Annotated in this window: 10 protein-coding genes; 3 read left to right on the top strand and 7 right to left on the bottom strand. The window is 30.6% G+C overall.

Going from position 1 to position 13,552, the window contains the following annotated elements; all coding sequences use genetic code 11:
- Nucleotides 1-3: 3 nt before the first annotated feature.
- From ssnA to ACZ5RS_RS07045, 3 genes are all read right to left on the bottom strand, one after another.
- Complete coding sequence (gene ssnA / locus ACZ5RS_RS07055; protein ID WP_464638741.1) at nt 4-1,314, bottom strand: putative aminohydrolase SsnA; 1,311 nt, start codon at nt 1,312-1,314, stop codon at nt 4-6.
- A 9-nt stretch (nt 1,315-1,323) separates the two neighbouring features.
- Entirely contained in the window at nt 1,324-4,548 is a 3,225-nt protein-coding gene (gene ygfK / locus ACZ5RS_RS07050) for a putative selenate reductase subunit YgfK (RefSeq protein ID WP_464638739.1), read from the bottom strand.
- A 341-nt stretch (nt 4,549-4,889) separates the two neighbouring features.
- The gene (locus ACZ5RS_RS07045; protein ID WP_464638737.1) at nt 4,890-6,053 is read right to left on the bottom strand and encodes an MFS transporter; all 1,164 of its coding nucleotides are present in this window, start codon (nt 6,051-6,053) and stop codon (nt 4,890-4,892) included.
- A 359-nt stretch (nt 6,054-6,412) separates the two neighbouring features.
- Between ACZ5RS_RS07045 and ACZ5RS_RS07040 the strand changes: the two genes are divergently transcribed.
- From ACZ5RS_RS07040 to ACZ5RS_RS07030, 3 genes are all read left to right on the top strand, one after another.
- A complete protein-coding gene (locus ACZ5RS_RS07040) occupies nt 6,413-7,876 on the top strand; it encodes a pyridoxal-phosphate dependent enzyme (protein ID WP_464638735.1) in 1,464 nt (487 codons plus the stop codon).
- 80 nt (nt 7,877-7,956) lie between these two features.
- Nucleotides 7,957-9,183, top strand: a complete 1,227-nt coding sequence (locus ACZ5RS_RS07035) for a threonine synthase (protein WP_464638733.1) — start codon at nt 7,957-7,959, stop codon at nt 9,181-9,183.
- Nucleotides 9,184-9,321: 138 nt separating this feature from the next.
- The gene (locus ACZ5RS_RS07030; protein ID WP_464638731.1) at nt 9,322-9,783 is read left to right on the top strand and encodes a hypothetical protein; all 462 of its coding nucleotides are present in this window, start codon (nt 9,322-9,324) and stop codon (nt 9,781-9,783) included.
- Nucleotides 9,784-9,822: 39 nt separating this feature from the next.
- Here ACZ5RS_RS07030 and ACZ5RS_RS07025 read toward each other — a convergent pair whose 3' ends face one another.
- From ACZ5RS_RS07025 to ACZ5RS_RS07010, 4 genes are all read right to left on the bottom strand, one after another.
- Nucleotides 9,823-10,536 carry an MBL fold metallo-hydrolase gene (locus tag ACZ5RS_RS07025; protein WP_464638729.1) on the bottom strand — a complete coding sequence of 238 codons (714 nt, stop codon included), beginning with the start codon at nt 10,534-10,536 and terminating at the stop codon, nt 9,823-9,825.
- 162 nt (nt 10,537-10,698) lie between these two features.
- Nucleotides 10,699-11,583: a sugar phosphate isomerase/epimerase family protein gene (locus tag ACZ5RS_RS07020; RefSeq protein WP_464638727.1), complete on the bottom strand. Its 885-nt coding sequence runs from the start codon at nt 11,581-11,583 to the stop codon at nt 10,699-10,701.
- Entirely contained in the window at nt 11,573-12,445 is an 873-nt protein-coding gene (locus ACZ5RS_RS07015; RefSeq protein ID WP_464638725.1) for a PfkB family carbohydrate kinase, read from the bottom strand. The genes ACZ5RS_RS07020 and ACZ5RS_RS07015 overlap by 11 nt, the downstream gene beginning before the upstream one ends.
- Entirely contained in the window at nt 12,438-13,550 is a 1,113-nt protein-coding gene (locus ACZ5RS_RS07010; RefSeq protein ID WP_464638723.1) for an ABC transporter ATP-binding protein, read from the bottom strand. Before ACZ5RS_RS07010 ends, ACZ5RS_RS07015 begins: the two co-directional genes overlap by 8 nt.
- Nucleotides 13,551-13,552 lie beyond the last annotated feature (2 nt).

Here is a 13,552-nt window from a genome sequence, read left to right as displayed (position 1 = left end):
TCATTAAGGTGCTAAAGTGTCAACTTTTTCCCACACCCTTTTTGCAACTTCACTAGCTTTTTTATAAATGCTATCTACATCAATTCCAACAAACTCATGGTTATCATATACTAAATTACCATTAACCATTACTGAATGGACACTGTTTGAACTCATTCCCCAAACAAAATGGCCTGCAGCATTATCACTTACTAGAGGAGTAGGACTCTTATAATCTAAGAGTGTTAAATCAGCTTTATAACCTTCTTTAACTTCACCATATTTACCATCAAAGTAAGTTTCAATTAATTGGTTACCTCTGTTAAGTGCATTAACAAAGCTATTTGGCCACCATGGTCCTTTTTCATCTCTATGTTGGAAGAATCCAATCTTTAATTCTTCAAACATATTTCCACCACAACCATCAGTACCAATTATCAATTTATCAATCATTGGTAATTTATTATTGTAACCAATTTGATTATTCATATTACTTCTTGGATTGTGTGCTAAGAAACATTTATGGTTATTTAATATTTCAATTTCATTTTCATTTAAGAAAATACCATGAACTAATAAACTATTATCATTTAATAAATCAAAATCTTCTAATCTTTTTACAATATCTTTACCATACTTGTGATGAGAATGAATTTGATCATAATCGCCTTCAGCAACATGTAAATGAATTCCACAGCCAGTTGTTTTACAAGCTTCGCTCATCAATTTCAAGCCTTCATCAGGAATTGTAAAAGGAGCGTGTCCACCAATCATGGCTTTAACCATATCAGAAGTACCACTAGTTGCAAAATCTACATTTTCTTGTACACCAGCTTCAACTTCTTTCATTCCACCATTTCTGTCAGTTACTTCATAACAAGTCATACCTCTAAGGCCAACTTCTTCCATACCCTTTTTAATAGTAGATAAAGATCCCTTGATATATGATGGACTTGCATGGTGGTCAACTACACTAGTTGTACCAGCTGCAATAGCATCTAAAGAACAAATTAAAGAAGAATAATAACAGGCTTCTTCATCTAATGCTCTATCTAATCTCCACCACCATTCTCTTAATATTTGTATTAAGTCAGTTTGTGGACCTGCATTAACTAACATTCCTCTTGATAAACCACTGTAATAGTGATGGTGAGAACAAACATTACCTGGCATTAAAGTTTTACCTTTTGCATTTATAATGCTTGCCCCTTCACTTACTAAGTCTTTACCTATGCGGGCGATAGTATCGCCCTTTACTAAAACATCCATTCCTTCTAAAACTTCAAAAGGAGCTTTTGTTTGCATAATTCTTACATTTTTAAATAGTGTATCCATAAAATATTCCTACTCGTCAACTTCGCCTAATAAATAGCTGTATGATAAGAAGATTTCTTCAATGATAGCTGCAACTTCATCACTTACACCTTCATCGCCTTCTAACATACCTTCTCCATTAATCTCACAGTTATACAATTTGTCATCTAGTCTAACTAATACTTCTGCACCATTTACTAAGAAACCAGGATTAGTTGAATTATCAAAATCATCTCTTCTTGAGAATAAAGTTAATTTAGCTTTATATGGAGCTTGGTTATATGGACAGAAGGTTCCACAGTTACCACATTCATTACAATATGCATCGATATGAACAATTTGGAAAGGATCTTCAAATACACCAGTATTTCTAACATCAATTGCAACATTAGCTCTGTTTGGACAAACTTCAACACATTTGTTACAGAGATATGAACATTCATTACATCTCATTGCTTCGTTTTCTAAGAATTTTTTAGTATCCTTATCAATTGATAATGTTACATTGCTCTTTTTAACTCTCAATTCTTCAAAGTATTTGTCTTCTTGAGCAGTTAATTCTTCGATATCTACATCTTCATCTTCATCATGACAACCACATTCACAATCATCATCATGATCGTCGTGACAACTGCATTCACAATTATCATCATCATGGCAATCGCAATCATCATCTTCTTCTAATGAATCCAAAACCTTATCAATACAAGCATCTACAGCAGTTCTAGCTGAAGCAATACATTTAACAATTGTTGATGGACCACTAGCCATATCACCAATCATGTAAACATCTTCAATTTCTGATTCAAGAGTTTCTTTATTGTATAATACTTTTCCTCTTTCATTTACTGGTAGACCATAGTAGTTAACATCATCTTCATCTAAGTGAGAAGCAATTGCTGTAATAATATTATCACAATCAATTTCATAAGTTTCATTTGTAGGTACTGGGCGACGACGACCGGATGCATCTTTTTCACCTAATTCCATTTTAACTAATGTTAATTTACCATCTTTATATCCACTTGGATTTGTTAAGAAGCTAATTTTTACACCATCTTCAATTGCTAGTTCATATTCTTCAATTTCAGCAGGCATTTCTTTGAAACTTCTTCTGTATACGATAGTAACATCTTCAACACCTTCAACACGTTTTGCAGCTCTTGCAGCATCCATAGCAACACTACCAGCACCTAATACAACAACATGTTTTCCAAGTTTTACACCATCACTACCTAATCTATAAGAACGTAAGAATGGAAGAGCTTCAATTAAAATATCATTTCCACCTTCAAGTGAATAAGGATTATCTTTTTCTGTACCAATAGCAAAGAAAATATAATCAAAACCAGCTTTCTTTAAAGCATCAATTTTTGTTTCTTCTTTTGATACACCAAATTTGAATTCAACACCATGAGCTTTAATAAATTCAACATCACTATTAATAGCTTCTTCAGGAATTCTAAAACTTGGTATTACATTCATTACAACACCACCAGCTGTTTGCTCTTTTTCAAATACTGTTACTTGGAAACCTGAACGAGCTAAGAACATAGCTGCGGATAAACCTGCAGGACCTGCACCAATGATAGCAGTTTTTAAATCAGATCTTTCGCTTGGAGCTGCCCACATTTCTTTAAAGCCTTTAAATCCATTTTCAACAGCTTGTTTTTTAACTTCTCTAATTTGAACTGCACCTTCATAATCCATTCTAGTACAATGAGCTTGGCATTGGTGATCACAAATAGTACCTGTTATATAAGGAAGAGGATTCTTTAGATAAATTACTGCTAGTGCATCTTCATATCTACCTTCACCCATTAATGCTACATAATCAGGAATGTCTTGATGGATAGGACAAGCTTCAATACATGGAGCAACATAACAATCTGTTAATGGTAAATCTTTATTTACATTAGCTCTATCTGTGCCTCTGAAAGCTTTATCTAAATATTTACTATCTAAACATTTTTTAGCTAAATCATTTAATTTATCAACATCAATTTTCTTCATATCCCAAGCAGAACTTCTATCTAGAATATTTGCCATTTGAGTCATTCTAGCGTATCCACCAGGATGTAACATATCTGTTGCTACAGTAATTGGTCTAATTCCTGTTTCGAAAATGTCAGTAATTGTTAATGCATTTGCACCACCTGAATATGAAACTGGTAATTCACCATTAAATTCAGTTGATAATTTTGCTGCAACATTTACAGAAATTGGCATAAGAGCTCTACCACTCATATACATTTCATCACCAGGAAGTTGTTCTTGGTCATTAACTGAACCTAAAGTATTTGTTAATTTAACACCAAAACCTCTACCTTCTTTCTTAGCTAAGTCAACTAATCTATGTAACATGCTAACTGCATCATTATATTGTAAGTCATGATCAAAAGAATCTCTTGATAAATGTAAATAATCATAACCTAATTTATCTAAGATATTTCTAACACCATCATAACCTAATAATGTTGGATTTAACTTTACAAAAGTATCAATTTTCTTTTCAGTTAACATATAAGTACAAATTGCTTCAATTTCTTTTGGAGGACATCCATGCATTGTACTAATTGTTACTGATTCACAAATTTTATTTGAAATATGATTTACTAGATTATCTGCAAGTTTATCTTCTAAACCAGCAAATGATGTACCTGCTAATAAATCGCCATCTTTTAATAATGCATTTAATTCTTCTAGATATTCTTTGAAACGTGCATCTTTTTGAGCATCCATCATTAAATTTATAAATTGTTGCATTCTGTCAGTTTTAATACCTTCAAGATTGTAACCAACACTCATATTAAAAATAAAAGTAGGATCAGTTACTTTTCCATCATTTAATAATGCTTCTAATAAATGACAAACAATCCAAGCTTTAGCATATTCATCCCAAGCTTTTTCTAAAGTATATTCTGTAGACCACTCAACATTGTAGCCTTCATCTCTTGCATCGATACAAGGTTTAGCAATTTCTAATCTATCCATAATTTGAACAGTCTTTAATTCAATAAAGCGAGAACCTGCTAGGTAACTTGTTATTATGTTTTGAGCTAACTGAGTATGTGGACCAGCAGCTGGACCAACGTAAGTTGTACAACTTTGGTTAAAAACCTTACCCTTTTTTTCTCTCTTATCTGCAAAAAATTGATCTTTAGATAGTGAGAAAATTGAATCATGATTTTTATATTCACCAATTACTCTGTTGATTAATTCCCCAAAAGGAACCGGACGCATAATGTCTCCCATATGTTACTCCTTGATATTTCCTTGTTAAGCTAGAATTTTTACCCTAACTCATATCTATTGTAATAAGAAATTCTATGTTGTCAACATTTTTTTGCAACAAATTGCAACATAGTTCTTTATGGTGTTTTACTATAGGGGAATTAACATTTGTATACAAGCATAATTAAAGTGTTTTTCTTTAAAATAACTAAATTTTTTAGCAATTTTTTTATTAAATTCTAATTTTCAAATTAACCTTAATTATCTATTGAATTATAACAAAGCTTTCACATTAATAAAATTAAAAACAAATTATTTTGTAATTAGAAAATTACATATACATCAAAATTCAATATCTAAATTTAAATTTCCTTTACTTTTGGGGATTCTGTAATTTTGGTTAGTACAATAATAAATATTGAGAATATTAATACTAAAGCAGGTAAAAATAAATAACCTAAGTTTAGCATTATAACACCAATAAAAGGAGGCATAAATGCGGAACCTAAATAGGCACTAGCCATTTGAAGTCCAATAATTTTAGGACTCAAAACTGATCCAAATCTCCTTGGTGTTCTATGAATCATAGAAGGATAAAGAGGGGCAAAACCAAGACCAATAAATAATACAGAAATTATTGATAAAGTATTATTTAAATTAAGCAATAATATTAATGCAGAAAGAGTTGAAATAATAGCACTAATATAAATTAAAGGAACACTTTTAATTTTATTAGAAATAAACCCAGAAATTAACCTACCGCCAGTAATACCAATAAAGAAGAGAGATGAAATTCTAGCACCTTCAGCTGTACTTACTTTTAAAAAGTTAACTCCATATGTTGGAATCCAAATTAACATAGAGGTTTCAATTGAACAATAACAAAAGAATGCAAGCATTGCTAAATATTTTGTCCACTCTCTAGATGTACCTTCAAATATATTAGTTACTTCTTTTCCATCTATAGTAACTGTTTTCTTTTTTTCTTCTTGATCAAACTTTTTGATAAAAATAAACTGCAAAATACTTAATGAGAATTGAATTATTGCTATAGTTCTATAACCAAATTTATAATTATTCTCAGATAAACCAATACTTAGAATTAAAGGCCCTAATGTTGCACCAAGGCCCCAAAAGGCATGTAAAAATGCCATATGACTAGATTTATACTTTAAAGCAACATAATTGTTTAATGCAGAATCAATTGCTCCAGCACCTAAACCTAAAACAATTGAAAAAGGAATTAATAACCAAAAAATTGGTGCAATTGAATAGCCAAAAAGAGCAATAGATGTCATTAAGGTTGATATTGCAATAGTTTTCCCTGTTCCTAAAGTTTTGTTTAACCACATAGCTAACAAAGAAGATATAACCGTACAAATACAAGTTATAAAAGATAATATTCCAGCATATTCTGTTGGGACATTTAAAATTGTGTGTAAAATCGGCCATGAAGAACCTAATAAGCTATCAGGTAATCCGAGTGAAATAAAAGTTACATAAATTATTACTAGCAATAAAGTCATTTTTTCTCTCAATTTATATTATAAATTGAATTCTAATATATTTTAATTCGTTATTCTACTAGTTTCTATCTCAAAACGTGAAAAACAAAAGATTTTAATTTATTTTATAGTATATGCTCAGTAAAAGACCTTTTTTCTTAGATAAATATAATTTTACTTAATATTCGTTTAGTAAATGTTGTTTAGTATGCGTTTTATCAAAATCTTTCGAAAACATCAATAAATTGAAAAATTTTAAGGGAAAGCGAAAAAAAGTAATAAAAAAAATAAATATTTGAATTTTTTACTTTACAAATTTTAAATTTATTACAATACTATGTCTAGTAAAATTTACAATATTTCTTGGAGGAAATAAATTTATGTTGATTAATTTAAACGTTAACCCTGAAATTAGGGCAAAAAACGTAAAGCGCTGTAAAGAAAAAGGTATCCTACTACCAACATTTAAAGAAATGATTAACCCTTCTCTAGTTTCAGACGATATTAAGAAAAAACTAGATAACACAGGTCTATGGGATGTTGATCCTGTTAACCTTTATAGAATTACTTGGCACAACCAACCAGTTGCAAAAGGCGGCGAATTCGGTGGTGTTAACTTCTTAGAAGTTCCTCATGAAATTTCTGGGGTTAAAGCTAGAATTATTGCTCTTTGTGGTAAATGGTTCCCTTGTGGCGTTCACAAAGTTGGTGCAACATATTCTTGTTTAGCTCCTGCTCTTGTTTCAGGTAACTTTGATTCAATTGACCAACAAGCAGTATGGCCATCAACTGGTAACTACTGTCGTGGTGGTGCTTATAACTCAGCTCTATTAGGTTGTCAATCAATTGCTATTCTTCCTGAAGAAATGAGCCAAGAAAGATTTAATTGGTTACAAACTGTAGCTGGTGAAGTTATTGCTACTCCAGGTTGTGAATCAAACGTTAAAGAAATCTTCGATAAATGTCACGAATTAGATGCTGAAAGAGGCTCACATATTGTTATCTTCAACCAATTCGACCAATTCGAAAACTACCTATGGCACTATGAAGTAACTGGTAGAGCAATGGAAGAAGTATTAAAACAATTAGGCGTAAAAGATGAAAATGTTAAAGCTTATGTAAGTGCAACTGGTTCAGGTGGTACTTTAGCTGCTGGTGACTATTTAAAATCAAAATACCCTCTAATTAAAGTTTGTGCAGCAGAAGCTCTACAATGTCCTACTCTATTAAGAAACGGTTTCGGTGGACACAGAATTGAAGGTATTGGTGATAAACACGTTCCTTGGATTCACAATGTTAAAAACACTGATGTTGTTGTTGATATTGATGACAATGATTGTATGGACGTTTATCGTTTATTCAACGAACCAGAAGGTATCAAATATTTAGCTTCTAAAGGTGTAAAACAAGAAGATTTAGATAAATTACCTTTATATGGTATCAGTGGTGTTGGTAACGTATTAGGTGCAATGAAAGTTGCTAAATTCTTTGAATTAACTGAAGATGATGTAGTATTCACAGTATTAACAGACTCAAGTGAAATGTATACTTCTCGTATTAAAGAATTAGAAGAACAACTAGGTGTTTGTGACCATGATGATAGCGTAAGAATTTACTACAAAGCATTAATGGGTCAAAACATTGCAAACATGAAAGAATTAGGCTACTACGATAGACTAGCTATTCATAACCTAAAATACTACACATGGGTTGAACAACAAGGTAAGACTTATGAAGAAATCAACCGTCAATGGTACGACAAAGACTATTGGACTGACATTCCTAAATTAACAGCAAAAATTGACGAGTTAATTGAAGAATTCAATGCTGAAGTATTGGCATAACTTCCTATAAAAGGAAATAATTATACAAATAAGGAGGGCATGCTTTATAAGGCATGTCCTCATTTTAAAGGATTAATAAAATGCGATTTACTTACGAATGTAATGATTGTAAAAAAGTTTTTGAAACTGATGAAGTTATTTATCAATGCCCTCATTGTTCCAAAGAACAAGAAGAAAACACATTCCCAAAAGGAAATTTAATTGTAAAATTAAATAAAGATGATTTAGCAAAACTAAAAGAAAAAGAACATGTTAATATGTATGACTTTTTCCCTTTTGAAGTTCCAAACAAAGATTCTTATCCAGTAGGTGGAACTCCACTTGCAAATCCTATCAGATTAGCTAAAGAACTTGGTTTAAAAAATCTAAGATGTAAATTAGACAGTGCTCTTCCATCTGGTTCTTTTAAAGATAGAGCTTCTCAATTAATTGCTGCGCAAGCACTACATTATAATATGGACAAAATTGCTTTAGCATCCACAGGTAATGCTGGAGCTGCTATGAGTTGTGCTGGAGCTGCATACGGATTAGAAATCGTTTTATTTGTTCCTGAAACTGCACCTATCAACAAATTAATGCAATCAGTATTATATGGAGCAACTGTTGTTCCTGTAAAAGGGACATATGATGATGCATTTGCTCTTAGTATTGCATACACTAATGAATTTGGTGGAATTAATAGAAACACTGCTTACAACCCTATGACTATTGAAGGTAAAAAAAGTGTTTCAATTGAACTATTTGAACAAATGGGAAGAAAAGTTCCTGAAGTTGTTTATGTTCCTGTTGGAGATGGTTGTATCATCGGTGGTGTTTATAAAGGTTTCTATGATTTATATGAAGCAGGCTTAATTGATAAAATTCCACATCTAGTTTGCTCACAAAGTACAAAGAGTAATGCAATTTCTCAAGCTTTCAAAAATAATAATTACAATGCAATTCAAAATGCTTCAACAAGAGCTGATTCAATCTCTGTTTCTTGCCCAGCTAATGGTAGAATGGCTGTAAACTATATAAGAGATAGTAAAGGTTGGTGTGTAGAAGTAGATGATGAAGATATTATTAATGCACAATTAGAATTAACATCAAAGGCTGGAATCTTTGTTGAACCTGCAGCAGCTTGTGCTTGGGCAGCTCTAAAACAAGATGCTGATCACCTAAAGAAAGAATTTGGTGAAGATGTAGATGTTTGTGTTCTTCTTACTGGCACAGGCTTTAAAGATATGGCTGTATTTGAAAATAGAGTTTCTATCCCTCAAGCAATTGAAAACAGTAAAGAAGCTGTAATTAAAAGATTTAGCAAATAATATTTAAATATATATCTATATATGTAATTTCAAAGTCCTCAAAAAGTGGTATGATTAATATCACATTGAGGACTTTATATTTAATCTTTTGACAAAATAACGTCATTAGAGTATTCTTTTATAGTACTTGGAGGACATATGCAACAATTATTAATTGGTCTTGGTATAGGCGTAGCAATTGCAATCGTAGTTCTAATTTCGATGAGTGCACGTGCTCATAAAAAAGAACTAGAACATAAAAAAGAAATAAATAAATTAAAAAATATGTTAACAGATAGAATGGATATTGAAAGTGAAGGTTTACAAAAACTAAAAGCTGAATTAGAAATTTTAAAAAGTGAAAATGAAAATCTACGGATTACTGTTTCAACATATTCACAAAAACCAGGAAGAAAAGAAATGGCAAGATTCCATGTTTATCAACTTGCAGTTGATAGATTAACTCTAAATTCCCCTGGCTTTGGTGCTGCTTGGCAAGCTGCTTTAAAAGAAAGTGAAGATGAATTCCAAAAAACTTACAAAGGTATTCATCCTTTTATAAGAAAAGTTATTCCACTAAAAACAGATGCACAGGTTGTTAATCAAATAGAAGAAAAATAATATTATTAAAGAGAGCATTTTATGGCTCTCTTTTTTATTCTATACAAGCTTTTTAAGTAATGGCACAATATTATTGTTACATTCACCACCATGATAACAAATAACCCTTTTCGGATTTAAATCAATTAATTTTTTTATACTTTTTTTGCAACCCTCTAAATCTAAAGTAAACTGCGGATTTGCAATAACAAACTTATCATTTTCAAAGGCAATTGCATCTCCACTAATTAAAGTATCATCTTCTTCACAAAACAATGAAATATGTCCTGGAGTATGCCCTTTTGTACTAATTACTTTTAGTTTTGGGATAATATAATCATTGTCCATAACTACTTGATCTACAGAACAAGTTTCAATAGTTTCTAAATATTTTTCAAACCGAATTCCAAAAGCTAAAGCTTCGCCTGTCAAATTTTTATTATATTCTCTTGCTTGTATTAACCTTAAAGATTCTTTTGTTCCATCAATATATGGAGTTTCAATAGCACTTGCAATAACTATTATATTTTCATTAATTAATTTTAATTGTTTTAAGGAACCTATATGATCATGATCTTGATGTGTAATTACTACATGAGTAAGATCTTCAATTGAAAACCCAATTTTATTCAATTCCTGCTCTATTTGTATTATTTGATCTGGGGAACCTGAATCACAAAGTATTAAATTTTTACCATCATAAATTACTGAAGGATACATTGCAATTTCTTGAGGCCCAACCTTTTGAACTAATTTTATTGATTGAATTTCCAATTTTTTCTCCTAAACTTTTATTTTGTTTTATATATACCACACTTTTTTATATTTTTTAAAATTTTTTTCTCTTTTTTTTAAATAATCCTTTTTAAAGCTTTATTAATAAAAAAATACCTAGAATAAATTACTAGGTATTTCACATCTAAATTATTTTTGTTTTCACCAATTGGATTCAATAGCTTTTTTTACTCTATTATAAATTTGATTTTCAAAAGGTATGTAAGAATTAGTATAATATTCACATAAATATTTTCCCCTATAATTCTTTAACAACCTAAATATATCATCAAAAGGGACTTGTCCAAAAAAAGGTGGTAAATGAATATCCCCCATAGCAAGTTCTCGCCTCATCCCCTCTTCAAGTGAATCATAATAAAGTCTATTAGTTATTCTAGTATTTTCAAAAATACCTAGATTATCATTTAGATGTACATGTCCAATATATGGCAAACAGGCTTCAAGCGCTTCTAGATAATTGAAATTATAATATTTTGAGGCTAAATAAGCATGCCCGGTATCAAATGTCATTTTTAAGTTTTCTAAATTCAACTCTTTAACTACATCTAATACTGGCTTCACTCTTTCAATTTCTATATTCTCTAAGCAAATCAAAACATTTTTTTTCTCAGCATATAAAACACCTTTTTCTAAATATTTTTTAAATTGCAGTTCTTTGTCTACCATATTACTTTTACTATCAAAATGAACAACTAAAGGAGTTGCACCTAATATTGAAGCCACATCAATTGATGCTTTAAATAATGAATAATGTAAATCAATATCATCGGCTCTCAAATCTAATGCCCGTCCAATATGAGCAGAATACTTTAGTTTATGTAATAACAATTCAGCTTTTACTAACTCAACCCATTGATAACATACATTCCCCCCGATAATTGATGGGAACAAATCCACATGAAATTCAGTGAAATCAAATCCAGCTTTTTCTATTCTATTTAAAGCATTTCTAAGGCTCTCAATAGTTTTACAATCTGAGAGCTTAATACCAATTTGAGCTTTATTAATCATAAGTTTATTCTTCACTCATCCTTTTTAAAACATCTTCTACACTTGAAGAAAATACTCCTGGTTTTTCCATTTTTATACTACATAAGGCTGCTGCAAATTCTACAGATTCTTTTGCACTATGATTTTTTCTCCAGGCTAAATAAGCAGCAAAAGTAGTATCGCCTCTTCCTGTTCTTCCACTATTATTCGAATTTGTATAAGGAGCAGAATATAACTCACCATCAGCTAAAATCATAACCTTTGTATTATGAGTTAACATTACTTCCTTTACTCCCCAATCTCCTAACTGTTTAATTGCTTTTAAAGTATCAGAGAAACCCGTTAAAATTTCAGCCTCAGCCGCATCCACTTTCAAATAGGTTAAATATGGGATTAGTATTTTCTTATTTTCCCAATCAGTGTATAACATATTTCCATTCTCATCACTTTTTCTCAAAATACATTGTGCATCTAAAGCAACCTTACCTTTCTTCGATAATGGAACAATAAAAGAATCAGGAATTTCTCCAACAAAAAGCCCTGCTAAACAATAGATTTCTGAATTTTCTTCAATTATTTCATATAAATTAAATCTATCAGCTTTAGATAATAATACAGCTTCTCTTCTTTCTTTATCCTCTGTAAAATAATGATTTCTTATAGAAGTCATCTCTTTAGATTCTTTAATTATCCAGTTGATTTTACTGTTTCCCAACTCTTTTTTTAGAGTTTCTTCACTTCTAGGAAGTTTAGAGATAATTTTCACATTTAAATTAAGAGCTGAATATACTGCAGAAGCATAAATAACTGCCCCACCTAAAATCCTAGTCTCATTTCCTAGATAATCAATCATTATATCCCTTGAAATATGACCTATTAGCAATAAATCACTATTCATTTTCTACCCTCTCTTCAAAAGGTAAAACATGAAGGCTTTTTTGTTTAAAAGCTACAGAAACTCTACTACCATTTACATATCTGACTTTATCTTGTGGATCAGCAACTTCAACATTTAAAATTTGACCATCATCTAATTTAATTTCATATACAATTTGTGCTCCAAAATAAACTGCATTAATTACAGTTGCTTCAAGCATATTATTATTGTCTTTTTCAACATCTTTAACCATTATTGATTCTGGTCTAATTACAAATAATACTTTTTCACCTTTTTTAATGTTTTTATTCCAATAAGGTGCTTTAATTATTCTTCCATGAGTTTTAATTATAAATTGATCATTTTCAATATTTTCTACAATACCTTCTAAGAAATTAACTTTACCAATAAAACCGGCAACAAATCTATTTTTTGGATGACTATAAATTTCACTTGGACTATCAACTTGTTGAATTAATCCATTATTCATAATTACAATTCTATCAGAAATAGTCATTGCTTCTTCTTGATCATGCGTTACATATACTGAAGTGATTCCAACTTTTTGTTGGATTCGTCTTATCTCTAATCTAGTTGAAACTCTTAATTTAGCATCTAAATTTGATAAAGGTTCGTCAAACAACAATACTTTTGGTTCAAGAATCATTGCTCTTGCAAGACTAACTCTTTGCTGTTGGCCTCCAGAAAGTTCTCGTGGTTGACGATTTTCTAAGCCACTTAACCCAATTGTATCCATCATTGATTTTACTTTTTCATCTATTTCTTTTTTAGATAATTTTCTCAACTCTAATCCATAAGAAATATTTTGTTTTACACTCATATGAGGAAATAGTGCATAATTTTGAAAAACCATTGAAGTTGGTCTTTTATTGGGTGGGATTGTTTCCATTTCTACTTCATCAATATATACATGGCCACTTGTAGGAGTATGAAATCCTGCTATCATTCTTAATGTTGTGGTTTTTCCACAACCAGATGGGCCTAACAATGTAACTAATTCCCCTTCTTTTACATTAAGATTTATATGATCAACAGCAGTAAATTTATTAGGTGTTTTACCAAATACTTTTGTTAAATTTGATAATTTTAAATATTGTTCGTTCATTA

It is taken from the genome of Pleomorphochaeta caudata, assembly GCF_055395745.1.
This window is presented reverse-complemented; position numbering and strand designations above follow the sequence as displayed.